This window comes from Ruegeria sp. K5 (genome assembly GCF_056531805.1).
Window position 1 is genome coordinate 143,688 of sequence record NZ_JBQFML010000001.1, and the last position, 22,548, is coordinate 166,235.

Annotated in this window: 26 protein-coding genes and 1 pseudogene; 13 read left to right on the forward strand and 14 right to left on the reverse strand. The window is 59.6% G+C overall.

Annotated features, from left to right (window positions below; genetic code table 11):
* The first annotated feature begins 11 nt into the window (after nucleotides 1-11).
* On the forward strand, nucleotides 12-788 hold the full coding sequence (locus ACR0MO_RS00730) for a hypothetical protein (protein ID WP_480889270.1): 777 nt from the start codon (nucleotides 12-14) through the stop codon (nucleotides 786-788).
* 4 nt (nucleotides 789-792) lie between these two features.
* On the opposite strand, the gene ACR0MO_RS00735 is transcribed toward ACR0MO_RS00730, so the two are convergent.
* A complete protein-coding gene (locus ACR0MO_RS00735) occupies nucleotides 793-2,250 on the reverse strand; it encodes a cobyric acid synthase (RefSeq protein ID WP_480889272.1) in 1,458 nt (485 codons plus the stop codon).
* 61 nt (nucleotides 2,251-2,311) lie between these two features.
* Between ACR0MO_RS00735 and ACR0MO_RS00740 the strand changes: the two genes are divergently transcribed.
* Nucleotides 2,312-2,881 (forward strand): cobalamin biosynthesis protein CobQ, encoded by a 570-nt coding sequence (locus tag ACR0MO_RS00740; RefSeq protein ID WP_480889274.1) that lies wholly within the window; start codon nucleotides 2,312-2,314, stop codon nucleotides 2,879-2,881.
* Between the two features lie 66 nt (nucleotides 2,882-2,947).
* Here ACR0MO_RS00740 and ACR0MO_RS00745 read toward each other — a convergent pair whose 3' ends face one another.
* Nucleotides 2,948-3,268: a DUF6280 family protein gene (locus tag ACR0MO_RS00745; RefSeq protein WP_480889277.1), complete on the reverse strand. Its 321-nt coding sequence runs from the start codon at nucleotides 3,266-3,268 to the stop codon at nucleotides 2,948-2,950.
* A 218-nt stretch (nucleotides 3,269-3,486) separates the two neighbouring features.
* Between ACR0MO_RS00745 and efp the strand changes: the two genes are divergently transcribed.
* Nucleotides 3,487-4,050 carry an elongation factor P gene (gene efp, locus ACR0MO_RS00750; protein WP_170449576.1) on the forward strand — a complete coding sequence of 188 codons (564 nt, stop codon included), beginning with the start codon at nucleotides 3,487-3,489 and terminating at the stop codon, nucleotides 4,048-4,050.
* A 51-nt stretch (nucleotides 4,051-4,101) separates the two neighbouring features.
* On the opposite strand, the gene ACR0MO_RS00755 is transcribed toward efp, so the two are convergent.
* Together ACR0MO_RS00755 and ygfZ are read right to left on the reverse strand one after the other, a co-directional pair.
* Nucleotides 4,102-5,043, reverse strand: coding sequence for an ABC transporter transmembrane domain-containing protein (locus ACR0MO_RS00755; protein ID WP_480889279.1), 942 nt, complete (start codon nucleotides 5,041-5,043; stop codon nucleotides 4,102-4,104).
* A 111-nt stretch (nucleotides 5,044-5,154) separates the two neighbouring features.
* Nucleotides 5,155-5,892, reverse strand: coding sequence for a CAF17-like 4Fe-4S cluster assembly/insertion protein YgfZ (ygfZ, locus tag ACR0MO_RS00760; protein ID WP_480890868.1), 738 nt, complete (start codon nucleotides 5,890-5,892; stop codon nucleotides 5,155-5,157).
* 73 nt (nucleotides 5,893-5,965) lie between these two features.
* On the opposite strand from ygfZ, the gene ACR0MO_RS00765 reads away from it, so the two are divergent.
* Nucleotides 5,966-6,640, forward strand: a complete 675-nt coding sequence (locus ACR0MO_RS00765; protein ID WP_480889282.1) for a TIGR04283 family arsenosugar biosynthesis glycosyltransferase — start codon at nucleotides 5,966-5,968, stop codon at nucleotides 6,638-6,640.
* Between the two features lie 7 nt (nucleotides 6,641-6,647).
* On the opposite strand, the pseudogene ACR0MO_RS00770 reads toward ACR0MO_RS00765, so the two are convergent.
* A pseudogene (locus ACR0MO_RS00770) lies at nucleotides 6,648-7,394 on the reverse strand (hypothetical protein); the annotation flags it as partial.
* A gap of 104 nt (nucleotides 7,395-7,498) precedes the next feature.
* Here ACR0MO_RS00770 and ACR0MO_RS00775 point away from each other — a divergent pair.
* A complete protein-coding gene (locus ACR0MO_RS00775) occupies nucleotides 7,499-8,269 on the forward strand; it encodes an alpha/beta hydrolase (protein WP_480580551.1) in 771 nt (256 codons plus the stop codon).
* A 91-nt stretch (nucleotides 8,270-8,360) separates the two neighbouring features.
* A complete protein-coding gene (locus ACR0MO_RS00780; RefSeq protein WP_480889285.1) occupies nucleotides 8,361-9,200 on the forward strand; it encodes an EamA family transporter in 840 nt (279 codons plus the stop codon).
* A 6-nt stretch (nucleotides 9,201-9,206) separates the two neighbouring features.
* Here the strand turns inward: ACR0MO_RS00780 and ACR0MO_RS00785 are convergent, their stop codons facing one another.
* Entirely contained in the window at nucleotides 9,207-9,488 is a 282-nt protein-coding gene (locus ACR0MO_RS00785; protein ID WP_480889287.1) for a hypothetical protein, read from the reverse strand.
* Between the two features lie 464 nt (nucleotides 9,489-9,952).
* Between ACR0MO_RS00785 and ACR0MO_RS00790 the strand changes: the two genes are divergently transcribed.
* Complete coding sequence (locus ACR0MO_RS00790) at nucleotides 9,953-10,450, forward strand: hypothetical protein (protein WP_170628453.1); 498 nt, start codon at nucleotides 9,953-9,955, stop codon at nucleotides 10,448-10,450.
* A 5-nt stretch (nucleotides 10,451-10,455) separates the two neighbouring features.
* Here the strand turns inward: ACR0MO_RS00790 and parE are convergent, their stop codons facing one another.
* Entirely contained in the window at nucleotides 10,456-12,414 is a 1,959-nt protein-coding gene (parE, locus tag ACR0MO_RS00795; protein WP_480889289.1) for a DNA topoisomerase IV subunit B, read from the reverse strand.
* Nucleotides 12,415-12,553: 139 nt separating this feature from the next.
* Nucleotides 12,554-13,546 carry a Hint domain-containing protein gene (locus tag ACR0MO_RS00800; RefSeq protein WP_170449597.1) on the reverse strand — a complete coding sequence of 331 codons (993 nt, stop codon included), beginning with the start codon at nucleotides 13,544-13,546 and terminating at the stop codon, nucleotides 12,554-12,556.
* Nucleotides 13,547-13,744: 198 nt separating this feature from the next.
* On the opposite strand from ACR0MO_RS00800, the gene ACR0MO_RS00805 reads away from it, so the two are divergent.
* Nucleotides 13,745-14,353 carry a peroxidase-related enzyme gene (locus ACR0MO_RS00805; protein ID WP_170449600.1) on the forward strand — a complete coding sequence of 203 codons (609 nt, stop codon included), beginning with the start codon at nucleotides 13,745-13,747 and terminating at the stop codon, nucleotides 14,351-14,353.
* A gap of 3 nt (nucleotides 14,354-14,356) precedes the next feature.
* Here the strand turns inward: ACR0MO_RS00805 and ACR0MO_RS00810 are convergent, their stop codons facing one another.
* Nucleotides 14,357-15,238 carry an alpha/beta fold hydrolase gene (locus ACR0MO_RS00810; protein ID WP_480708376.1) on the reverse strand — a complete coding sequence of 294 codons (882 nt, stop codon included), beginning with the start codon at nucleotides 15,236-15,238 and terminating at the stop codon, nucleotides 14,357-14,359.
* Between the two features lie 120 nt (nucleotides 15,239-15,358).
* On the opposite strand from ACR0MO_RS00810, the gene ppk2 reads away from it, so the two are divergent.
* The gene (ppk2, locus tag ACR0MO_RS00815) at nucleotides 15,359-16,282 is read left to right on the forward strand and encodes a polyphosphate kinase 2 (protein WP_170449603.1); all 924 of its coding nucleotides are present in this window, start codon (nucleotides 15,359-15,361) and stop codon (nucleotides 16,280-16,282) included.
* 127 nt (nucleotides 16,283-16,409) lie between these two features.
* Complete coding sequence (locus tag ACR0MO_RS00820) at nucleotides 16,410-17,762, forward strand: MATE family efflux transporter (protein ID WP_480626204.1); 1,353 nt, start codon at nucleotides 16,410-16,412, stop codon at nucleotides 17,760-17,762.
* Nucleotides 17,763-17,765: 3 nt separating this feature from the next.
* On the opposite strand, the gene ACR0MO_RS00825 is transcribed toward ACR0MO_RS00820, so the two are convergent.
* Both ACR0MO_RS00825 and ACR0MO_RS00830 read right to left on the reverse strand, forming a co-directional pair.
* Entirely contained in the window at nucleotides 17,766-18,167 is a 402-nt protein-coding gene (locus tag ACR0MO_RS00825; RefSeq protein ID WP_170622045.1) for a hypothetical protein, read from the reverse strand.
* A 12-nt stretch (nucleotides 18,168-18,179) separates the two neighbouring features.
* Complete coding sequence (locus ACR0MO_RS00830) at nucleotides 18,180-19,382, reverse strand: pyridoxal phosphate-dependent aminotransferase (RefSeq protein ID WP_170622044.1); 1,203 nt, start codon at nucleotides 19,380-19,382, stop codon at nucleotides 18,180-18,182.
* Between the two features lie 91 nt (nucleotides 19,383-19,473).
* Here ACR0MO_RS00830 and ACR0MO_RS00835 point away from each other — a divergent pair, with 91 nt between their 5' ends.
* The 3 genes from ACR0MO_RS00835 (at nucleotide 19,474) to ACR0MO_RS00845 (ending at nucleotide 20,695) form a co-directional block, all read left to right on the forward strand.
* Nucleotides 19,474-19,866, forward strand: coding sequence for a helix-turn-helix domain-containing protein (locus tag ACR0MO_RS00835; RefSeq protein ID WP_170622043.1), 393 nt, complete (start codon nucleotides 19,474-19,476; stop codon nucleotides 19,864-19,866).
* Entirely contained in the window at nucleotides 19,863-20,120 is a 258-nt protein-coding gene (locus ACR0MO_RS00840; protein ID WP_170519632.1) for a succinate dehydrogenase assembly factor 2, read from the forward strand. The genes ACR0MO_RS00835 and ACR0MO_RS00840 overlap by 4 nt, the downstream gene beginning before the upstream one ends.
* Before the next feature lie 77 nt (nucleotides 20,121-20,197).
* A complete protein-coding gene (locus tag ACR0MO_RS00845; protein ID WP_170449617.1) occupies nucleotides 20,198-20,695 on the forward strand; it encodes a winged helix DNA-binding protein in 498 nt (165 codons plus the stop codon).
* Here the strand turns inward: ACR0MO_RS00845 and ACR0MO_RS00850 are convergent.
* The 3 genes from ACR0MO_RS00850 to ACR0MO_RS00860 are packed head-to-tail and all read right to left on the reverse strand — an operon-like array spanning nucleotide 20,642 to nucleotide 22,529.
* Entirely contained in the window at nucleotides 20,642-21,406 is a 765-nt protein-coding gene (locus ACR0MO_RS00850) for a DUF1194 domain-containing protein (protein WP_480626202.1), read from the reverse strand. The two genes, ACR0MO_RS00845 and ACR0MO_RS00850, sit on opposite strands and share 54 nt — an antisense overlap.
* Nucleotides 21,403-22,104: a DUF1194 domain-containing protein gene (locus ACR0MO_RS00855; protein WP_480781103.1), complete on the reverse strand. Its 702-nt coding sequence runs from the start codon at nucleotides 22,102-22,104 to the stop codon at nucleotides 21,403-21,405. The genes ACR0MO_RS00850 and ACR0MO_RS00855 overlap by 4 nt, the downstream gene beginning before the upstream one ends.
* Entirely contained in the window at nucleotides 22,101-22,529 is a 429-nt protein-coding gene (locus ACR0MO_RS00860) for a VOC family protein (RefSeq protein WP_170449626.1), read from the reverse strand. The genes ACR0MO_RS00855 and ACR0MO_RS00860 overlap by 4 nt, the downstream gene beginning before the upstream one ends.
* Nucleotides 22,530-22,548: the final 19 nt, after the last annotated feature.

Here is a 22,548-nt window from a genome sequence, read left to right on the forward strand (position 1 = left end):
GGTAGAGCAAAATGACGGACAATGTCGTAAAAGCCGGGATCGAAGACGTTTTGTCTTCGGTCAAACGTCTGGTCAGCGAAGAGGGGCGCAAAGCCCCGTCCTCGGGCGCGCGCAAGCCCGGGCGTCTGGTGCTGACCGAGGCGTTGCGAATCTCAAAACCCGCTCAGGTTGAACAGCCCCCGCTAAAGCTGGAACCGAAATACAGCGCCGAGGAATCGGCGAAACCAATGCTGCTGCGCGCCTGTGACATCGTGAAGGCCGATGCGGCGGCCAACAGTGACACTCCGCGTCAGGAAGAGGCCACGCCAGAGCCTGAGGCCACCGAAGACCCCGCAACCAGCCTGAGCGCGAAGATCGAAGCGCTGGAGGCTGCGATCGCCCGGACCGAGGATCAGTGGGAACCCGATGGCGACAGTGACGATGCCTATTCGGGGACACCGACTCAGGGCCTCGCCTGGACCACGGATTCAGGGTTCGAAGAGCCCGAGCCAGAGGATGTGCCTGTAGAGCAGGCAACAGACGTTGAGGACGCGGCTGCAGCGGTCGAGCCCGAGCAGGAAGAACCGCAACCAGCCACCTTCATTCGTTCGCCCGAAGTCATGCCTGTGGCTGAAGACGCTGTGCCCACGCGCGACGTGGCAATCGACGAAGACGCGCTGCGCGACATGATTGCCGAAGTTGTCCGGCAAGAGCTTCAGGGCGTGCTGGGCGAACGGATCACCCGCAATGTGCGCAAGATGGTCCGGCGTGAGATTCACCGGGCGCTGGCAGCGCAGGAGCTGGAATAGCCGCTCAGCCCCGCTGCGGCGGCTGCGCAAGGTCCAACAGTAAATCCAGGTTCATGTTCTGCTCAAGGTGATCGGCCAGATCATCCAGCGTTTGCTCGACACCATCCTCATAGGATGTTTCGGATTTCACACCCAGTTTTGCCAGAAACTGCGCCCGAAACGCGTCGGACGAAAATATGCCGTGCAGATAGCTGCCCAGAATGCGCCCATTGGCGCTGGCGGCGCCTTCGGGGCGGCCCTCAACCTCTAGCCAGGCCCGCGCACAATCCGGGCCTTCCGTTTCGCCCATATGAATCTCATACCCGCTGACCGGTTCGCGGTTGGGCAGGGCGCACGCTTGGGTCAGCGTGACATGCTTTTTACCGGCCATGACAGTATCCACATCCAGCAGGCCCAGCCCTTCAACCTTGCCCGGCCGACCGTCCACCCCGTCGGGGTCCGAAATCGTTTTGCCCAACATCTGATAGCCGCCGCACAAGCCCAGAACATGCCCGCCGCGGCGTACATGGGCGAGAAGGTCAATATCCCAGCCTTGCGCCCGGAAATAGTTCAGATCGCCAATGGTGGATTTGCTGCCCGGCAGCAGCACAAGGTCGGCATCGCCGGGCAGGGGGCGGCCTGCGGGGATGACCTCGACGCTCACACCGGGTTCGGCGGAAAGCGGGTCCAGATCGTCGAAATTGGCCATGCGCTCAAGCTGAGGCACAACGACCTTGCACGCCCCGCCGGTGTGTGAGCGGATGTCCATCATATCCTCGGCGGGCAGCTTCCACGCATCGTGAAACCACGGCACCACGCCCAGACAGGGCCAACCTGTGCGCGCGGCTATGTCGTCGCGGCCCTCATCAAACAGGGACACGTCGCCCTTGAACCGGTTCACGGCAAAGCCCTTGATCATCTCAAGATCGCCGGGGTCCAGCACGGCCTGAGTACCAACGATCTGCGCAATCACGCCGCCCCGGTGAATGTCACCGACCAGCACCACCGGCACACCGGCAGCGCAGGCAAAGCCCATATTGGCAATGTCGCCTTTGCGCAGGTTGGTTTCCGCCGGGCTGCCCGCGCCTTCGATCAGCACCAGATCGGCGTCGCTGCACAGCCTGTCGAAGCTTTCCAGCGCGGCCCCCAGCAGTTTGGATTTGTCCTTGCGGTAATCCCCGGCCTTCATCGTGCCTGCGCGCTGGCCCTGAACGATGATCTGCGCGCCGGTGTCGGTTTCAGGTTTCAACAGGATCGGGTTCATATCGGTATGCGTCGGACGGTTCGCAGCCCACGCTTGCAGGGCCTGAGCGCGCCCGATTTCGCCCCCGTTTTCGGTCACGGCGGCATTGTTTGACATGTTCTGAGGTTTGAACGGGGCCACCCGCAACCCGCGTCGCGTATAAGCGCGCGCCAGTCCGGCTACCAATACCGATTTTCCGACATTGCTGCCGGTGCCCTGAATCATGATGGCGCGAACCATGGTCGTCTCCTATACCTTGTCGCGCAGATGACCTGATTTAAGGCCAAAGGGAAAGCCCCGGATGAACACGCCAGCGCATCTTTTGATCAGTGCTGCCGCCTTTGCGCGGCCCGCACGGGGACGCATCCTGTGGGCGGCGGTGCTGGGATCACTGCTGCCGGATCTGTCCTTGTATCTGATGGCGGGGACGTCGCTGTATATCCTCGGCATCCCGCCACAGGTCGTGTTTGACGAACTTTACTTCTCGCCCGCCTGGCAAACGGTCTTTGCCATCGACAACTCATTCATTCTGTGGGGGTTGGCTTTGGCGTTGGGGATGTGGCGGGACTGGTCGTTTCTGACGGTGGCCGCTTCCGCAGGACTGCTGCATCTGGTGATGGATTTTTTCCTGCACGCGGGCGACGGGCGGCCTCAGTTCTGGCCGATCAGCGATTGGGTCTTTCACAGCCCGGTCAGCTATTGGGACAGTGCCCATCATGCGCTGTGGGTGGCTCCTGTATCCGCCATGATCTGCCTGTTGGCTTATGTGACCTTGTGGAGGCGCGGCTTGTCCATCACGGCAAAGCTGTTCTTTGCCCTGCTGCTGATGGCCGAGGTCTGGGTGCTGCGCCAGTGGCTGCTGTTTTTCTGACCCCGCAACAGAAAAGCGCGCCCCTGTTGACGGAGCGCGCTTTTTCAAAGGGAAGTCGCCCGGTGTCTAGGCAGCTTTGGCCTGCTGAGCGGCATTGCGACGCTCGCTTTCTTCACGCGACAGCGCGACCGAGGTCCGCACGCCACGGCCAACGAACTCCATCAGTCCGCTGACAACCCGTTCATTCGGGTCGATACCGGCGCAGGACAGCACCTCGCGCCCATCGCGCGAGCGTGCCCAGCGGGCAATCTGTTCGGGGCCATTGCCGTATTTCTTGTCATCGGCGATAGCGTCATCAAGTGCAGCCAACACGACGGCCGCGAAAAGTTTGCGTGCACGATTGCCTTGCTCGTTGTTAAAGGCAGTGCCGTCAACGAAATCTCTCATCTCGTCTTCCTTGTTGTTCTTGCTCTTGCATTTTCGGCGTGACGGTCCTTATGACCTATTAGGTGCGATTCGGATACACCTAAAATGCATAGTTGCGTTGCGTCATGTGCATGGCTTGCTGCAAGTGCAGCATCAGGTCTCGTTGTCTTGTCAGGGTTGGTCCTGCCAGATATAGGGACCGCAACTGACGCATCAACCGTTTGTGAAGGATTTATGTCATGCCCAAGATAAATGGGAACGAAATTCGCCCCGGCAACGTGCTTGAGCATAACGACGGGCTGTGGGCGGCTGTAAAAGTGGATCACGTAAAGCCCGGTAAAGGCGGCGCTTTTGCCCAGGTCGAGCTGCGCAACCTGCGCAACGGATCGAAGCTGAACGAACGGTTCCGCTCGGCGGACAAGGTCGAACGTGTGCGTCTGGAGCAGAAGGATCAGCAGTTCCTGTACGAGTCCGACGGCATGCTGGTGTTCATGGATGCCGAGACCTATGAGCAGATCGAACTGCCCGCTGACCTGCTGGGCGAACGCCGCCCGTTTCTGCAGGACGGCATGACCATCGTGGTCGAATTCTACGAAAGCGAAGCGCTGAACGCGACGCTGCCGCAAAAAGTGACCTGCAAGATCGTCGAGACCGAGCCGGTGGTCAAAGGTCAGACCGCTGCGAACTCGTTCAAACCGGCGATTCTGGACAATGGTGTCAAGGTCATGGTGCCGCCTTTCATCGGGCAGGATGAGATGATCATTGTGAACACCGAATCCATGGAATATTCCGAACGCGCGTAACGCTGCGTTCGTGGACCAAGAGACCGCGCTGGCACCCGCCCGCGCGGTTTTCTATTTTCTGTGCATCCGCCGATAGCGGGTCGGGTCCGGGCCGAAAAGCTCCAGCATCAACTCGTATTTGATGCGGTTGGCGCTGACCTGCCGGTAAAAGGCGATCAGAAAGGCCGTCGGCCCCTGGATGCGTCCCAGCCCGCTGACGGCGGCGACCACGGTGCCCACATCGGTTCTGCCCTGCAGAACCAGCCAGCCGCCCAGCATCAGCACCCCGACCGTGCCCGCGCCGTTGATGACGCTCAGCAGGAATTTGGCGGACAGTTTCCACAGGAACATCCTTCGCCGGGTTTCGTAGATATCGTCGAACATTGCATCGATGTCATTTTCGACGGCCTCAAGGTCTTCGACCGTCAGGCTGTCGGTGGCACTGCGCAGAATTTGTACGCGGCGGGCGACGAAGACATTCACTTTGCGCTGCGACAGCAAGACGATGATGATCTGCGGCACAATCATCGAAAACGCGATCATCCCAAGCCCCGGCTGGGTGGACGAGATATAGCCGATCACGCTGATCAATGTGCCGATCTGCACCACAGGGTCCGAGAACGCGCCACCTGCGAATTTGCCCAACTCTTCGGCCTCGGCCGAGATGGCCGTGCTCATCGCGCCCTTGCGGACTGTTTCACCGGATTCGTTCAAATCGGTCGAACGCCAAAGCAGCCGTTGTCGGATCATGCGAATGAGGTCTTCGCCCAGAGTGCCCGCGCGGTAGCCCAGAACCCATTTCAGCCCGAGACTCAGCAGGATGACACCCATCATACCCAGACCCAGCAGGATCAGCCGCTCGGTTCCAACATCGTCCGAGGTCAGGTGGTTGATGATGTCGCGCTGAAACTCAAGGGGTACGGCGGCCAGCGCCGCAACGGCCAAGGACAGCACGATCAGGATGATCTGCCGTCCGGCACTGGCGCGCCAAATCGCAAGGTAAAGCTGTAGCATACGGGCATCCGGGTGGTTCCGTTGCCCGTACTGTGACAGTGGGGATGGTTACGTCAAACCGGCAGGGTGTGCATAGCAACCCAAGCGTAACGGATCGGCAACAGCGCCGGATTAGTCCGCCAGAGTGACGGCAGCGTCTGTTGCTAACATCGGCCCGCTTGCGCGATCAAAGCGCAGATAGGCAATGGCGTGATCGCCGGATTGGGTGAACAGGGTTCCGACCGGTTTGCCGTTGGCCGTGATCTCAGTCCCGGCGGGCGCGGTGCCGGTGATCCGGACGCGACGCAGCCCTTTGCGCAGCTCGGTTTTGTGTTTCATGCGGGCGGTGACTTCCTGACCGACATAACAGCCCTTTTTGAAATCCACGCCGTTCAGAGCCTCGAACCCGGATTCCAGAATGTAGCTGTCTGGTGTCAGTTCCACCCCGCTTTCGGGGATACAGTGGCGCACACGGATGGCGTCCCAATCGGTACCGTCATCGCTTTCGGGGCTGTCAGAATATGCGCGCCAGCCCATATCGTCATGGCGCGGATCGGGCAGGGCACCGTCCGGTGCGGGCCCAGTGCCGCGTTGCAGGTTCAGGCCCGAAGGCGCGATCGTCACGTCCGCCCGCAGCTTGTACATGCCCAGCCGCTTGGCCAGCCCATCCGCCATGTCCTCGGCCACGTCCAGCAGCACAGCATCGCCGTCACGCTTCAGGAAGAAGTCGGCCAGATACTTGCCCTGAGGGGTCAGCAACGCCGCGTAGACCAGCCCCGTGTCCAACCCGCCGATATCGTTGGTGATGAGGTCCTGCAAAAAGCTCTCGGTGTCCGAGCCGGTCAGGCGCAGGATGCGGCGATTGGGCATGGCAGGGTCCTCGTCATTTGCCTTGGCCTCGTGATATAGGAAGTTCCGCTGCCAAGACCAGAGGTTATCCGCCGTGCCTGCCCCGATCAGCATCGTGATCCCCACGCTGAACGCTGAAACCGCGTTGCCCGCCTGCCTTCAGGCTCTGATGGAGGGGCTGCACACCGGTCTGATCCGCGAACTGATCATCAGCGATGGCGGATCCACCGACCAGACCTTGAATATAGCCGAGGAAGCCGGGGCCGAGGTTGTCGAAGGACCCGCCTCGCGCGGGGGGCAGCTCAGGCGAGGATGCGCGCTGACAAAAGGTGACTGGGTGTTGGTTTTGCATGCCGATACTGTGTTGGAACCGGGATGGGCAAAACCCGTGGCAGATCATTTGGCGTCCAAAACCCCGGCGGCGTTTCGGCTGGCGTTTCGGGCCAAGGGGATCGCTCCGCGATGGGTCGCCGGTTGGGCCAATCTGCGCAGCCGTCTGTTCAGTTTGCCCTATGGCGATCAGGGTCTGCTTGTCCCGCGCGATCTTTATATCCGCGCGGGGGAATACAAAGATCAGCAGTTGATGGAGGATGTCGCCCTTGCCCGTGCCTTGCCGCGGATCACGTTGCTTGACCCGCGGGCCGTTACAAGTGCGGAACGCTATGAGCGGGCGGGCTGGCTGCGGCGGGGTGCTCGGAATCTGTGGACTCTGACACGGTATCTTCTTGGGGCCGATCCGGAACAGCTGGCTCAGTCGTATCGGCGATAAGGGTTGTCCGCAGCTCGACAATGGATTTCCCCAATCGGAAAGGTGCTGCGAAACTGACCAGACACAAGGCGACGATCTGCAAGACCAGAATATGCGCGTTGGCCTGCAGATATTCCCATTCGTCTTTCAGCTTGCTGACCTGCTGGATCAGGTCGTCATAGCTTTGGGCCAGGATCAGATAGTCTCCGGCAATCGCGGGCACCTTGCGGCGCATGTTGTCGATGGCGGTTTGTGTTTCGTCATCCATCGAGGTGAAGACCAGAAACTGGTCGATATCGAACGCATCGGCCTTGGCGGCCATCTGCTCCATCTCGTCCTTGTCGTCCCGGCCGAACAGGAAATGCAGCCCTTGCAGCGGGGCGACCTCGTTCGTGACTTCGATGAACAGGGGCAGATCTGCGTTGCTGGCGGTTGAGGCCGACAGAAACTCGACCTTCTCGCACAGAACGCCTGTATCCGGGTCATAGGCCGGATCGCAGAACCGCAACCGGAACCGCGCAGCGTCGCGGTCAAAGGCTGATGAGGCCGCAAATGCCACATCAATCTGTCGGTCCAGCCGAGAGCTGTCGGCCGTGTAAAGCCCCGCCAGAACCGCCACCAAAGCCCCGATGCCGCCCAATACGACCCAGACCAGATCAGCCAGTTTCCAAGCCCGGTGCCCTGCTGGCTTGCGGAACAGAAAGCCTGTTCCGACCGATCCGATCAGAAAGAACAGGATGAGCAGTGGCAACTGGTTTTCGGTCACAAATGTCATGGGGCTGAGTTTAAGTGGTCCGCCCCCTCACGCAACAGCGATCACGCGCAGTTGTTTCGTTTTACAGGATGCTCATACTGGACGCGCTGAGGTGGGAGATTTTCATGACCAAAGACATCGTTCTGATCCACGGCGCGTTTGCGGGCCCATGGTGTATGGAAGATTACGCAGGTTTTTTCCGTGATCGCGGCTGGACCGTCCACACCCCGGCGCTGCGCTATCACGGCGGTGACCCGAAGGCTGAACCGGACCCGGGTCTGACCGATACCAGTGTCACGGACTATGCCGGTGACATTGCCGAGTTCGTTCAGGGATTGGACAGCAAACCCGTCCTTCTGGGCCACGCGATCGCGGGCGTCGTGGCGCAGCAGGTGGCCGCGCGCGGCTTGGCCAGTGCGATTGTCCTGATCAACCCAAACGCCGCCTGGGGCACGCTGCCCGAAACCGACGACGAACGCGCCGTCCCGCGCGCATTGATGGAGGGCGGGGCGTTTTGGAAACAGCCCATGCGGGTCGAGTTCGACCTGATGGCCCCCTTCGCGCTCAACAAGATGCCCGAGGCTCAGCAGCACGCGGTGTTCGACCAACTCGGCCCCGAAAGCGGGCGGGTGATGTTCGAGATGTTCTTTTGGATGTTCGATGACCACCACGCCATGAAGGTCGATATCGACAAGGTCGACTGCCCGGTACTGATCGTTTCCGGCACCGAGGATCGGGCTGTGAACCCCAACACCTGCCGGGCGCTGGCGAAACTGTATGGAGACCGCGCGACTTTCCTGCCGGTCGAAAACCACGCGCATTTCCTGTTTATGGAGCCGGGGTGGGAGCGTCCAGCCGCACAAATCGCCAATTGGCTGCAGGAAAAGCTGGGTTAGGCCACACATCCCGTATTGAGATCGCCCAAACGCTGTGCAAACTCCGCGATTGACCCAATCAGGGCCAATACTCAGCGCGGAAGGCACAAGCGTGACACTGTTTGTCATCCTCATCATTCTCACGGCGGCTTTGCTGCACGCGGTTTGGAACGCCATCGTAAAAACCGCCGCTGACCGTACCACGACGTTGGGCCTTGTGGCGTTTGGGCACGTCATTCCGGCCTCGGTGATGATCCTGCTGCTGCCGCTGCCGAGCGCCGAGAGCTTCATCTACATCGCCCTCTCGACCGTCGTGCATTTCGGCTATTACTTCATGCTGGGCAAAGCCTATCAGCACGGCGACCTCAGCGTCGTCTACCCAATCGCCCGCGGCATCGTGCCCGCTCTGGTCTCGCTCTGGGCCATGCTGCTGGTGGGCGAGGTTCTGCCCCTGCAAGCCTGGGCTGGGATCGCCCTGATCGCGCTCGGCATCCAACTCAGCAGTTGGAGCGCCCTGCGCTCCGGCGTCGGGCGCAGCGCGCTGGGCTTTGCGCTGGGCACAGGGTTCTGTATCTCGATCTATTCGGTGGTCGACGGGATCGGCGTGCGGCTGTCGGGCAATACGCTCAGCTACTGGACCTGGGGCGCGTTCCTGCACCTGTTCATCGCGGGGTTCGTAGGGGTGCGAAAGCGGGACACGCTGGCGGCACTGCCCGCCAAGGTCTGGATGATCGGTATCCTTGGCGGGCTGGTCTCTATGACGGCCTATGGTCTGGTGCTTTACGCCAAGAACTTCGCCCCGCTGGGCGCGGTCTCGGCCCTGCGCGAAACATCCGTCATCTTCGCCGCCCTGATCGGGTTCATCTTCCTGCACGAGGGCAACTGGATTCGTCGCCTCGGCGCAGCCGTCCTGATGGCGGGTGGGGTCGCCCTGATCGGACTGGCCGTTTGACAGGCGTTACTTGCTGACCTGAAACGTGCTTTGCGGCTTCCAATGCATCGGCCCGGCCTCGCTGCGGACGCAGCGCAGCAACCGTTCCTCACGTGTGTTGACCGTGGGTGTGACGGTATTGTCGCCGCTGATGACGATGAACGAGTCCATCGAATAGGCCATGCCTTCGTAATAGCAAAACCGGGTCTCGGCCCCATCCGGGATCGGAGACGCAGTGCTGAGCACCTGCTGCGCGGCGGCCTGCGACGCAAGCAGGCCAAAGGCCAGCCCAAGTGTTAGTGTTTTCATGTCGTCCTCCCGTTCGAAAATCTGTTCGTGGTCAAATTGGGTCTTGGACGCCCGGAGCCTCAAATATCGTTCATGGATGACGGGTTGAGGGTAACTGTGAACGGGATCAACGGGTTAGGCAAGGGCGTTTCGGGTGCCGGGCTGAAGCCCGGCCTACGGGGTGAAGAGGTGTTCCTCACCTGATACACAATGCTTGGTGCAAGGCATCAAGTACGCGCCCGACCAACCCGACTGGGCGTGCTTTCGTACCTACCCCCGAGCCGTGCGTGAGGTTAGTGGCTGGCTCGGTTGGCGTCTGCACCCATTTAACGGTGGTCAAATCGGTTGGTACTCACAAGTTCCAGCGTAGTGTAACGTTCCTCAGCTAGCAACTGGATGGTCAAGAGTGCATTTTCGTAGATAAATTGATAAGATCATGGAAGTTTAGAAAATCAATTTACCGGCCAACAAATTGGAGAAGTTCTATGAATCGAGATAGGGTTATTACTACAGTAGTTGCATCAGTCGCTACCGCGTTGATCATTTTTTTCGGTCAAGTTGCATTCGGCCTCGTCAAAGTCGGCGTTCAGACAACTCAAATCCCCGTCGTTGCACGCGCCGTTGTCAACGATGACGATATTCGTGAGGCTTTATTCTCTAAGATGAAAGATGATGGAGGTTTTAAAGGGGACCAAGGTGTCCAAGGTATTCAGGGAGAGCAAGGAGAACAAGGAGAAGTAGGGCCCATTTGGAAGCCGGAAATCTCACAGTTTTCTCTCGTTGCGCAGAAAGACAATCCAAAAAACCAAGATTTGGATTTGGGGCAAAAAAAATTCTGTGCGCTTTCAACAGCAGGAGAATCCCACCAGAGCCAAGCTTGCGTCTGTTATGTCGAAAATTCTGGGCTCAATTGGACGCTTAAGGTTCGTGTGGCCGAGTCGGTACCAGGAAGATGCAATTGTTCAGCAGTTTGCATGGAGTAGTTCCCTCAAACATCCAACTCCTCCACAAACCGCGCGTTCTCCTGAATGTATTGGAACCGCAGTTCGGGCTTCTTACCCATAAGGCGCTCGACCAGATCGCCTGTCTCGCCGGGTTCGTCCTCATCAATCGTGACGCGGATCAGTTTACGGCTGCCTGGGTCCATCGTGGTCTCTTTCAGGTCTTTGGCGTCCATTTCGCCCAGACCCTTGAAGCGCGAGACGTCGATCTTGCCCTTGCCGCCCAGACCTTTTTCCAGCCACTCATCCCGCTCGGCCTCGTCCAGACAGTAAACGCGCTTGGCGCCTTGGGTCAGGCGGTACAGGGGCGGGCAGGCCAGATACAGGTGGCCCGCGTCGATCATGGGCCGCATCTGGGTGAAGAAGAACGTCATCAGCAGCGAGGCGATATGCGCCCCGTCCACATCCGCGTCGGTCATGATGATGACCTTGTCATAGCGCAGGTCGTCGACGTTGAACTTGGTGCCAAGCCCCACACCCAGCGCTTGGGTCAGGTCGTTGATCTCGGCGTTCGTACCAAGTTTCGAACTGGCCGCGCCCAGCACGTTCAGGATTTTACCGCGCAGGGGCAGCAGGGCCTGTGTTTTGCGGTCGCGGCCCATTTTGGCGGACCCGCCCGCCGAGTCGCCCTCGACAATGAATAATTCCGTGCCGTCGCGTGTTGAACTAGAACAGTCCACCAGCTTGCCGGGAAGACGAAGTTTCTTAGTGGCGGACTTGCGTTGTGTTTCCTTCTCGGCCCGTCGGCGTAGACGTTCTTCGGCTCTCAGTATCAGGAAGTCGAGAATGGCGCCGGCGGATTTCGTGTCAGCCGCCAGCCAGTTGTCGAAATGGTCGCGGACCGAGTTTTCGACCAGCCGCTGCGCTTCGACCGTGGCCAGACGGTCTTTGGTCTGGCCGACAAATTCCGGTTCGCGGATAAAGCACGACACCAGCGCGCAGCCGCCGGTTATCAGGTCATCACGAGTGATCTGCGCGGCCTTCTTGTTGTTGATCAGCTCGCCATACGCCTTGATCCCCTTGAGGATCGCAGCCCAGAACCCGGCCACATGGGTGCCGCCTTCGGGCGTGGGGACGGTGTTACAGTAAGACTGAATGAACCCATCGCGCGAGGGCGTCCAGTTGATCGCCCATTCGACCTTACCGGGGGTGCCGAATTTTTCCTGAAAATCCACGGTGCCCGCAAAGGGCTGCTCGGCATAGGTGGACGAGCCGTTCATCGTTTCCTTCAGATAGTCGGACAAGCCGCCGGGGAAATGGAAGGTGGCCTCGGTCGGGGTTTCACCGTCATCGATGGCGGATTTCCAGCGGATTTCGACGCCTGAGAACAGGTAGGCCTTGGAGCGGATGGATTTGAACAGCCGCGCGGGTTTGAACTTGTGGTGGCCGAAGATGTCGGCATCCGCGTGGAATGTCACCGTGGTGCCGCGCCGGTTGGGGGCTGCGCCGATCTTTTCCACGGGGCCCAGAGGGACACCGCGAGAGAACCGTTGTTCGAACAGCGTCTTGTCGCGCGCCACCTGTACGACCATCGAATCCGACAGAGCGTTCACCACCGACGCACCCACACCGTGCAGACCGCCCGAGGTCTGGTACGCTTTGCCAGAGAACTTGCCGCCCGCGTGCAGGGTGCACAGGATCACCTCAAGCGCCGACTTGTCGGGGAACTTGGGGTGCGGATCGATCGGGATGCCACGCCCGTTATCGCGAACGGTCAGGGCGTAATCTGCGTGCAGTTCCACCTCGATCCGGTTGGCATGGCCTGCAACCGCTTCGTCCATCGAGTTGTCGAGGATCTCGGCCACCATATGGTGCAGCGCACGCTCATCCGTGCCGCCGATATACATGCCGGGGCGTTTGCGGACCGGTTCCAGACCTTCCAGCACCTCGATGGACGAGGCGTCATAGGTAGTGGTCGCGTCAGGCGTCAACAGATCGTCGGGCATATGGGCTGCTCTTGCTTTTGAGTTTCCCCCATTATGGCAGGGGATGTGGTTCGGGGGAAGAGGGCCACGAGGTGTTGTGGACAAATTGCTTGCGATCACCGTCGAACTTGGATTGACGGTGTGCCGTCCCTTTCAAACGCTAAAGCGGAAAGACAGTTCCGGCAGGAGAGGTTAGATCAGATCGCAGCAAACGCGCCTCATGCGGTTTCAGGACAGGTAGGGCGGTTTCGCTGAATGGACCATTGGGCGTCATGAGCTCGGGAAACAGGTCCAGAAGCTCTTGCCGGGTGGCACGTGTCATGGCGTCAAGGCTTGTGTCGCCGGGAAAGAATGTCTCGGACCAGACGCCTTCGACACGGACAAGTTCGTGCTGGTCGAACAGGATATGAACATAATCCACGTCCCGGTCCGGCGGCAGTTGAGAGATCGCGTCGCCGGTTACAAGACCCTTGGCCGGGGCCAGCATCAGGTCGTCGCCGAAAAACAGCTGCGTATTGTAAGACGACACAACGATCCGGTGTTGCGGCGAAACCAGCAGGTCGCGCGCCGGGCAGCCGTGCGAAAAACTGTTGGCTCTGATGCGAATGGGGCAAAATTTCGGTTGTCTTCTCAGGTCGCGCACCGAAAGGTGCCGCCGTCCGATCCACCGGACAGGGCGGCTGCTGCCATCCGCAACGATTACGGGGTCGCCCGGGCGCAGGGTCTCGATCCGCTTGTCTCCAGACGGGGTCAGGATCAGCGACCCGGCAGTGAAGCAGACGAAAGAGGGCAGGGTGTCATAATCCACCGGCGGGGCGGTGATGATCGAATTGTTGGTGTTTTCGATCGTGTCGCCAACATCCACATTGCCTGATGTGACAATGATGTATTGGGGGTCGGAAAACTGAATCAGCGTGAATGTGACCGGCGATCCGCCAATGTCTCCGCTATAAGTTTCAAAGGTCTGAAAGTTTGTTGAATCACCGATGAACCCCGGAACGCTGGATACATCCAACTGCTGACTGCCATCGGCATCAGGGTCTTCCAGCGTATCGTCATCGTCAATAACGGCGACCTGAAAGGAATTCAGGACGGTGACATCCGTAAAGCCAAGCGGGTCGTTATCTATTTCTAGAATCGTGACAAATTTCATTCTGCCAACTCGCGCGGTACAACTTTTTCAACAAATAGAATTCTACAATACACGACATGGGTGTGAAAAAACACATTTCAGTCGTGTTTAGTGATTACCGGGGGCTGGCAGGGATATTCAGGCGATACACGCTCTTCTCGGGCATGGGTTCTGTTGTTTATATGTTGCCTGAAACTCTCCAAAACGGGCAGGCCGCGTATGAGCTGGATCAGAACAATTCCCTTTGCCGAAGCTACGGGGAAGCTACGAACCCTTTATGAGCGGGTCACGGGGCCCGGCAACAATGTGGACAACATCATGATGGCGCATTCGCTGCGGCCACATTCGATGGAAGGCCATATGGCGATCTACAAAAACGTGCTGCATCATTCGGGCAACACGGTGCCGAAGTGGTTTCTTGAGACGCTTGGTGTTTGGGTCAGTTCGCTCAATCAATGCAGCTATTGTGTCGAGCATCATTTCAACGGCTTGCAAAGGCTGCTGAAGGACCCGGCACGTGGCGATAAGATCCGAGCAGCGATTGAGCAGCGTCGTCCCGATGATGCGCCGCTGAACAGGGCGCAGATTGCGGCGATGGGGTATGCGCGAAAGTTGACCGAAGCTCCGGCGGAAATGGTCGAGGCGGATGTGATTGCCCTGCGGGAGGCCGGGTGGGACGATGGCGAAATCCTCGAGATCAATCAGGTCTGCGCCTATTTCTCTTACGCGAACCGCACGGTTCTGGGGCTGGGCTGCTCGACCAAGGGCGATGTGCTGGGCCTGTCGCCCAACAATTCGGACAATCCTGACGATTGGGGGCATCGGTAAGGTTTATGAGGGATGTCCGAGCCAGCCCAGAATTGCCTCAGCCACGGCTTTGGGGTTCTGGTGGTGCAGCCAATGATCGGTTCCCGGAATCGCGATCCGCGTCAGGTCTGGCGCAAAGTCCTCTAACCCTTCTGTTGTTTCGGGCAACAGGGCCTTGTCCTCTGGGCCCCAAAGCAGAAGATGGGGGCAGGTGATATGAAGCCGGTCCAGCGGCAATTCAGGCAGGTGGGTCAGCGGTTCACCCGGTTTGGCCACGACCAGGGGTGAGGCGCGGTACCAGTTCAACATCGCCTCCAGCCGTCCGGGGCGCGCCCACTCGGCCCGGTAGTCCTCCATCCGGTCATCAGACAGCCAGTCAAGGCCCATACCGTGGCGGAAGAACCGCTCTAGCCTGGCAAAGCGGTTATCGGCCAGCTTTTGCACGGCATCGGACGCGCGCAGTAGGTTGATGTATTGCGAGGCCTCGGATTGCGCGCCTCCCGCCGCCATGGCCCGCTGAAACGGAACCGGATGCACACCGTTGGCGATGATCAGATGGCTGACAAGATCAGGCCGGAACATCGCCAACCCGTAGGCCACCGATGCACCCCAGTCGTGCCCAAGAACGGCAAGCGGTGCCCCCAGTTGTTCGATCAGCGTCGCCATGTCCCCGACCAGCTTTGAAAGCGCATAGTGCCGAACGCCTTCTGGCGCCCAGCTTTGTCCGTATCCGCGCTGATCCGGTGCGACGCAGAGGAAGTGCTGTGAAAGATACGGGGCGAGATCGACCCACGCACCGCCATATTCCGGAAACCCGTGCAGCATCAGCAACGGAGGATTAGCCTTGTCGCCCCATGTTCGGACAAAAAATGTCTGGCCGTTCAGATCGGTGAAGGTGCTGTCCAACTCTCTCTCCTACGACTTCGGAACAATCGGCGTTTTCGGGCATCAGTTTGATACCAATCAAAGCGCATTTTCCCTGTTTCTGCTAGAGCTTCTGCAGGACAGTGAAAAAGGAAAATGTGCATGGACGCAGTGGCTCAACTCGATCTGAAATCCGTTCCGAACCAGCAGGTTCCGCCTCAAAACACGCAAAACTCAACACCCGGCCCGGAAGAAATCCGCAAGGCGTTTGAAAGTGGGAAATACCCTTATGGGCGCAAGATGGCCCGTCCGGCCTATGAAAAGCAAAAGGCGCTGTTACAGGCCGAGCTGCTGAAAGTGCAGCTTTGGGCACAGGAGACAGGGCAGCGCTTTGTCCTGCTGTTCGAAGGGCGCGACGCGGCCGGCAAGGGCGGCACGATCAAACGGTTCATGGAGCATCTGAACCCGCGTCAGGCGCGTGTGGTCGCGTTGAACAAACCGACATGGGAAGAGAAGGGCCAGTGGTATTACCAACGCTACGTGCAGGAACTGCCGACAGTGGGCGAAATGGTGTTCTACGACCGGTCCTGGTACAACCGGGCAGGGGTGGAACGTGTGATGGGGTTCTGCACGCCCAACGAGTATCTGGAATTCATGCGGCAGACACCGGATCTGGAGCGGATGCTGGTCCGCTCGGGCATTCAGTTTTACAAATATTGGTTCTCGGTCACGCAGGACGAGCAACAGCGCCGGTTCAAAAGCCGCGAGACCGATCCATTGAAACAATGGAAGCTGTCGCCCATCGATAAGGCAAGCCTGGACAAATGGGACGACTATACCGAGGCGAAAGAGGCGATGTTTTTCTACACCGATACCGCTGATGCGCCCTGGACCATTGTCAAATCGAACGACAAGAAACGCGCGCGTTTGAACTGTATGCGCCATTTCCTATCGACGCTGGACTACCCCGGCAAGGATCATGAGATCGTTGGCGAACCCGATCCCCTGATCGTCGGGCAGGCCCATCACGTCATCCACCGGTCCGAGCATATTCTGGGTACTGCCCTGCACCCCGAGACGCGCTGAAGGTTCCCCCTGTTTCGCGTTGCACCGATGGCAGGCAGAGGCCGGATTAGTCTCAATTTGAAATTTGCTTGATCTGGTCTTGTCCCGGCGTCAAGCCGGGCATATGGCTGGTCGGATGAACAAGGTGATGACATATCCGGCCCATTTCAAGGCCATTGCTGTTCTGGGCCTGCCGTTGGTCGGTGGACATCTGGCGCAGTTTGCCATCGGCTTGACCGATACGATCATGCTGGGCTGGTACGGGGTCGAGGCTTTGGCGGCGGTGACGCTGGCCAGCAGCTATTACTTTGTATTGTTCCTGTTTGGGGCCGGGTTCGGCTGGGCTGTCATGCCCATGGTGGCCACCGCTGCGGCCGAAGAGGATGAGACCAGCATTCGCCGCTCGACCCGGATGGGGCTGTGGCTGTCCTTGCTGTATGCGGCGCTGATGATGCCGCTGCTGTGGTGGTCGCACCCGATCCTGATCGCCTTGAAGCAAGAGCCGCAAGTGGCTGAAACCGCAGCGGAATACTTGCGTGTGGCCGGATGGGGTCTGTTCCCGGCGCTGCTGGTGATGGTGCTGAAATCCTACCTTGCGGCGCTGGAGCGCACACAGATCGTCCTTTGGATCACCGTTGTCGCTGCGGTCGTCAACGGTCTGACGAATTATGCGCTGATCTTCGGCAATTGGGGCGCGCCCGAGCTTGGGGTCATGGGGGCGGCGATCGCCTCGATCGTGACGCAGGTCGTGTCGCTGGTGGCGGTTGTGATTTATGCCGTGAAAGTGCTGCCGGAACACAGCCTGTTCCGCCGGTTCTGGCGGCCCGATTGGGAGATGTTCGGAAGCGTTCTGCGCCTTGGTGTACCCATCGGATTGACGACTTTGGCCGAGGTGACGTTGTTCGCCACATCGGCTGTCATGATGGGCTGGCTGGGGCAGGTACCTCTGGCCGCGCACGGGATCGCGCTCAATCTGGCATCGGCCACCTTCATGGTGCATCTGGGCCTGTCCAACGCCGCGACCATTCGGGCTGGCAACGCGCTGGGCCGTCGGGATCGCCCGCACCTTGAGAAAGGTGCAATCGCGGTCACTGCCATGTCGCTGGTTATGTCCGTGCTGACGATCATCCTGTTCCTGACCTGCGCCGAGCCGCTGATTTCCCTGTTCATGGAGGCGGACGACCCGCAGCGCGCGCAGATCCTGATGATCGGTACCGGGCTGCTGGCGATGGCCGCGTTGTTCCAACTGGTGGATGGTGCTCAGGTCATTGCGCTGGGGCTGTTGCGCGGCTTGCAGGATGCGAAAATTCCGATGCTGATGGCGGCGCTCAGCTATTGGGTCGTGGGGCTTCCGTCGTCATACTATTTCGGCTTTATCCGCGGGATGGACGGAATTGGCGTCTGGCTGGGCCTTGTGCTTGGACTGGCCTGCGCGGCGGTGCTGTTGATGGCCCGGTTCTGGATGCGTTCCGTGCGCGAGGTTGGGGTTCCGGCGGAATAGCCGTTACTCTTTCCCCATCCGGTCCGCTTTTTTGCGCACCAGGACCGAGCGCAGATCGTGCATTGCCATCAAAAGCCTGTCGGTGACGTCTTCCAGCTGTTCGTCCGTCGCTTTGGACTGCGCCCACTGGGTGGTCAGGTTCAGGTAATCGACCGCGCGATGGATGTCGTCGATGTCGCGCTGGGCCAGCAGGGCCTTACGTTCGTCCATCCAGCGCGCGATTTCGGTCTTGTCGGCCTCGCTCAGCGTGCGTTGCCCGTGTGGTTTGACCTCGCCGTTGCGGATATTGATGACCGCGATCTGGTCCATCTCGATCCGGCGCTGGCGGTTCTCGGTGTCGATCCGAAAGACTGCCGCACCATTCTCGCGGACACGAAAGTAGTATTCTGGCAATTCAGTGGACATGAAAGGCTCCGCCTAGGTTAAGGACGCACAGAAGGTCTGAATGCGGGTGCAGGCCTCGGTCAGTGCCTCGTCCGAGGTTGCGTAGCTGACGCGGAAGTTCGGCGACAGGCCAAAGGCGGCACCAAAGACGACGGCGACGTCGGCCTCTTCCAGCAAGGCGGTGGCAAAGGCTTCATCATTGTCGATCAGGGTGCCTGCAGGGGTGGTCTTGCCGATCAGCCCGGCGATGGACGGATAGACATAGAACGCGCCTTCGGGGGTGGGGCATTGCACCCCGTCAATCTCGTTCAACATGCCGATCACCAGATCGCGGCGGCGTTTGAAAATCTCGTTGTTGGTGGCCAGAAAATGCTGCGTTCCGTTCAGTGCCTCGACCGCCGCCCATTGGCTGACCGTGCAGGGGTTCGAGGTCGACTGAGACTGGATCTTGCGCATGGCTGCGATGATCTCGACCGGCCCGGCCGCGTAACCAATGCGCCAGCCGGTCATCGCATAGGCCTTGGAAACCCCGTTGCAGGTCAGCGTGCGATCATAAAGCCCCGGTTCCACCTCGGCAGGGGTGCAAAACTCGAACCCGTCATAGGCCAGATGTTCATACATGTCGTCCGACATGATCCAGACCTGCGGGTGGCGCATCAGCACATCGGTAAGAGCTTTCAACGCATCCCGGCTGTACCCTGCGCCGGTGGGGTTCGACGGCGAGTTGAAGATGAACCACTTGGTCTTGGGGGTGATCGCGGCCTCAAGCTGCTCGGGTGTCAGTTTGAAGCTGTTCTCGACGCTGGTTTCGACAACAACCGGTGTGCCACCGGCCAGCAGCACCATATCCGGGTAGCTGACCCAATAGGGGGCGGGAATGATAACCTCATCCCCGTCATTCATCGTGGCCATCAGCGCGTTATAAAGCGTCTGCTTGCCGCCGGTCCCGACCGAGATCTGTGCGGGTGTGTAATCCAGACCGTGATCGCGCTTCATCTTGGCACAAGCGGCCTGTTTCAGCTCGGGGATGCCGTCGGGGGCCGTGTATTTGGTTTTGCCAGCGGCAATCGCGGCAACGGCGGCGTCCTTGATGTTCTGCGGCGTGTCGAAATCGGGCTCACCGGCGCTGAGGCCAATGACATCCCGCCCGGCGGCCTTCAATTCGGCCGCTTTAGCCGTCATTGCGACGGTCGGCGAAGGTTTGACGCGGGACAATGTCGCAGACAGGAAACTCATGGGCGGCCTCGGTTTGTATGTTCAGCCTGACTGTCATAGGGTGCGCCCGAATGACGATCAAGCGATATGAAACCGGGAATCGGAGACCTGAATGAGCGACGAAAACGATTGGTTCGGACCAGACGCGGCGACATTTGGGGATCGGCTGGCAGGCGCGCGCGAGGCGGCGGGGATGACTCAGGCCGAACTGGCGCGTCGGCTTGGGGTCAAGAAGTCAACGATCGGGGATTGGGAAAACGACCTGTCCGAGCCGCGCGCCAACCGTCTGTCGATGATGGCGGGGATGGTCAACGTCTCGATCAAGTGGCTGCTGACCGGCGAAGGCGAGGGGATGGATGCGCCTGTGGACGAAGAGCATGCAAATCTGGATCTGGCGGGGGCCGTGGCCGAACTGCGCGCCATCCGGGGCGAGATGCGCGCCTGCTCGGAACGCGCCGCGCGGCTGGAAAAGAAACTGCGCCTGATGCTGGAGGCCAGCAAATGACCGAACCCCGCGATATTCGGATCAAACGGATGAAAATGCGGTCGATGCGGCGGGGCATCAAAGAGATGGACCTGATCCTGACCGCCTATGCTGACCGCAATCTTGACGGAATGGATGCCGACGGTCTGGACACCTATGATGCGATGCTCAGCGAAAACGATCAGGACCTGTATCAATGGGTGACAGGGCAGGTCCAACCGCCCGAGGCACTGGCCGACCTGATCGCGGATATCGCCCAGACCTTTCAAAAGTAAGGATAAAACAGACTTAACTGATTTTTCGGGATTTCGGTTCATCGTGTCGGAAAGGCACGACTGAATCGGAGGGTTGGATGAGTATGGAATTGCAGGTCTCGGCACCGGGGACCAAAGGGTTCATGACCAGCTATCTTGAGGCGCTGGCCCTGGTGGAACGGTTGCACCGCTTGCTTCTGGACGTGATCAAGGACGAGTTCGAGCGGGTCGGCGTGCTGGAAATCAACGCAGTTCAGGCGCTGTTGCTGTTCAACATCGGCGATCATGAGGTGACGGCGGGTGAGTTGAAGAGCCGGGGTTACTATCAGGGCAGCAATGTCAGCTACAACCTCAAGAAACTGGTTGAGATGGGGTATATGCACCATCAACGGTGCGAGATAGACCGACGTTCGGTCCGGGTGCGCCTGACGCCGCGCGGGCGCGAGATTCGGGACATTGTGTCAGACCTGTTTGCCCGCCATGCCGAAGGGTTGCAAAATCGCGGTGTGCTGGGCCTGGAAGGGATCGATGATATTACAAACTCATTGCGCCGGGTCGAGCGTTACTGGACGGACCAAATCCGCTATATCTACTGATCCGGGGCGCGCGTCCGACAGCACAAGGCCCTCCAGCTCTCGGATCAGTTTGCGCGCCATGGCATCTTCGTAGGCATCAAATCCCAGGGCGACCTCGACAAACGCATCCGGGCCGAGGATGACCCAAGTGTTGTAATAGGCTGAAAGCTCACCGACCTGCACCTGCCGTTGATCGCCTTGTCTCGGATCGTCTGCGCCAATGACCAGCCCGTTGATTGTGATGCCGGTGGAGTGCAGTTGAGATTTTACTTTGCGCGGATGCGGCCCCAGATTGTGTTTGCCATCGCCGGATAGGTCCAGCGTCCGCTTCCAACACTCTTGCCGGATCAGCAGATTGGCACCGAAGGCCATGGCCGAACCCACGGCGGTGCCTTGCGGGGCAGGGCTGCGTTTCACGGCATCTAGCTGTTGCCCAATGCGGGTCAGATCAAACTGGGTGCGGATCTCGGTCCAGTCCAACAGCAGTTTCTGATGATCGGGTTCGCTCCATTCGAACACGGCAATCCGTACAGGCGCGCCAGGATTGGACAGGATCAAACGCGCTACGTCCGGACGACGCAGAGCTGCCGCAAGCCCGCGCAGTTGCAACCTGTACTCCTGCGCGTCGACCGAGCCCGACACGTCCAACCCCAAGGCCAGAGCCTGCCTGCACTGAGCGGTGGCGTGAGTCGCGAGCAGACACAGCGATGTCATCAGGATGCGCAGCATCATTCGGTCACGTCCTGCAACGCCCCAATTTGCAGGCCCCGCAATTCCCGTTCCAGTTTCCGGCGCATTGCGCGTTCGAAATCTTCAAACCCCTGCGCCACCTCAAGAAACGCGCCGGGGCCGTGCAGAACGTTGTTCTCAAAAAACGGGATCAGGAACAATTCGCCTTCAAAATCAGCGGCATTGATGACCAGCCCGTTGACCACCACGTCGCGGAACGGAAAGTGCCGATAGGCGTTCTGCGGGCCATACCCGTCATTGTTCGACCCGTCCCCCGACAGATCGATCGTCTGAAACAGGCAGGGCGGGGCCCGTTGCAGCAAGGTCGCCCCAAAGGCCAGCGCATAGCCCATCGCCGTAGCCGACCCGGCATCCGACCGTTCGGATTGGCTGATCTGTGTCGCGGCGGCCAGCAGATCGCCGGTGTTCCGGATCATCCGCCAATCCATGATGATATGCTGCGTGGACCGCCCGCTCCATTCGTAAACAGCCAGGGCAACGGGCATGGGTGAGGAGAAAAAGGCCTCTTGAACCTCGGGCGCGATCAGGGCGGCGGCCAGCCCTTGCCGTTGCAGCGAGTCTTCGCTTTCATCCACCGACACCGAAATATCCAGCGCCAGTGCCAGGGCCAGACGGCAGGTCTCGGCCTGGGCAGGGCTGGCCAGCGCGGCCAGACCCACGGCTATCAAGGTGCGGATCACCAGTGGCCGGTGTTGCCCATGCTGACCCAGGGTTCCGCCGGTTCCAGCGCATCGCCGTTCTGCAGCAGTTCGACCGAGATATTGTCGGGCGAGCGCACAAATGCCATGCGCCCGTCACGCGGGGGCCGGTTGATCACCACGTCATTGTCCTGAAGGTGCTGGCATGTCTCGTAAATATTGTCGACCCCATAGGCGAGGTGGCCGAAATGGCGGCTGTCATTTGGCAGCTCGTCGTCGCCATCCCAGTTATAGGTCAGTTCAATCGGTCGATCCTCTTGCCCCGGAGGCGCCATGAAGATCAGCGAGAACCGGCCCTCTTCACTGTCATAGCGGCGTGTTTCCTTGAGGCCGAGCAACTCGTAGAACGCCAGAGATTTTTCCAGATCTTTCACCCGAACCATAGTGTGAAGATATTTCAGCCCCATCACGGCAATCCTTATTCTG

Excerpts from the sequence above, each read along its gene's own strand:
- ACR0MO_RS00730 (WP_480889270.1), top strand. The coding sequence starts at position 12 with ATGACGGACAATGTCGTAAAAGCCGGGATCGAAGACGTTTTGTCTTCG.
- ACR0MO_RS00735 (WP_480889272.1), bottom strand. The coding sequence starts at position 2,250 with ATGGTTCGCGCCATCATGATTCAGGGCACCGGCAGCAATGTCGGAAAA.
- ACR0MO_RS00740 (WP_480889274.1), top strand. The coding sequence starts at position 2,312 with ATGAACACGCCAGCGCATCTTTTGATCAGTGCTGCCGCCTTTGCGCGG.
- ACR0MO_RS00745 (WP_480889277.1), bottom strand. The coding sequence starts at position 3,268 with ATGAGAGATTTCGTTGACGGCACTGCCTTTAACAACGAGCAAGGCAAT.
- efp (WP_170449576.1), top strand. The coding sequence starts at position 3,487 with ATGCCCAAGATAAATGGGAACGAAATTCGCCCCGGCAACGTGCTTGAG.
- ACR0MO_RS00755 (WP_480889279.1), bottom strand. The coding sequence starts at position 5,043 with ATGCTACAGCTTTACCTTGCGATTTGGCGCGCCAGTGCCGGACGGCAG.
- ygfZ (WP_480890868.1), bottom strand. The coding sequence starts at position 5,892 with ATGCCCAATCGCCGCATCCTGCGCCTGACCGGCTCGGACACCGAGAGC.
- ACR0MO_RS00775 (WP_480580551.1), top strand. The coding sequence starts at position 7,499 with ATGACCAAAGACATCGTTCTGATCCACGGCGCGTTTGCGGGCCCATGG.
- ACR0MO_RS00785 (WP_480889287.1), bottom strand. The coding sequence starts at position 9,488 with ATGAAAACACTAACACTTGGGCTGGCCTTTGGCCTGCTTGCGTCGCAG.
- ACR0MO_RS00790 (WP_170628453.1), top strand. The coding sequence starts at position 9,953 with ATGAATCGAGATAGGGTTATTACTACAGTAGTTGCATCAGTCGCTACC.
- parE (WP_480889289.1), bottom strand. The coding sequence starts at position 12,414 with ATGCCCGACGATCTGTTGACGCCTGACGCGACCACTACCTATGACGCC.
- ACR0MO_RS00800 (WP_170449597.1), bottom strand. The coding sequence starts at position 13,546 with ATGAAATTTGTCACGATTCTAGAAATAGATAACGACCCGCTTGGCTTT.
- ACR0MO_RS00805 (WP_170449600.1), top strand. The coding sequence starts at position 13,745 with ATGAGCTGGATCAGAACAATTCCCTTTGCCGAAGCTACGGGGAAGCTA.
- ppk2 (WP_170449603.1), top strand. The coding sequence starts at position 15,359 with ATGGACGCAGTGGCTCAACTCGATCTGAAATCCGTTCCGAACCAGCAG.
- ACR0MO_RS00820 (WP_480626204.1), top strand. The coding sequence starts at position 16,410 with ATGACATATCCGGCCCATTTCAAGGCCATTGCTGTTCTGGGCCTGCCG.
- ACR0MO_RS00825 (WP_170622045.1), bottom strand. The coding sequence starts at position 18,167 with ATGTCCACTGAATTGCCAGAATACTACTTTCGTGTCCGCGAGAATGGT.
- ACR0MO_RS00830 (WP_170622044.1), bottom strand. The coding sequence starts at position 19,382 with ATGAGTTTCCTGTCTGCGACATTGTCCCGCGTCAAACCTTCGCCGACC.
- ACR0MO_RS00835 (WP_170622043.1), top strand. The coding sequence starts at position 19,474 with ATGAGCGACGAAAACGATTGGTTCGGACCAGACGCGGCGACATTTGGG.
- ACR0MO_RS00840 (WP_170519632.1), top strand. The coding sequence starts at position 19,863 with ATGACCGAACCCCGCGATATTCGGATCAAACGGATGAAAATGCGGTCG.
- ACR0MO_RS00845 (WP_170449617.1), top strand. The coding sequence starts at position 20,198 with ATGAGTATGGAATTGCAGGTCTCGGCACCGGGGACCAAAGGGTTCATG.
- ACR0MO_RS00850 (WP_480626202.1), bottom strand. The coding sequence starts at position 21,406 with ATGATGCTGCGCATCCTGATGACATCGCTGTGTCTGCTCGCGACTCAC.
- ACR0MO_RS00860 (WP_170449626.1), bottom strand. The coding sequence starts at position 22,529 with ATGGGGCTGAAATATCTTCACACTATGGTTCGGGTGAAAGATCTGGAA.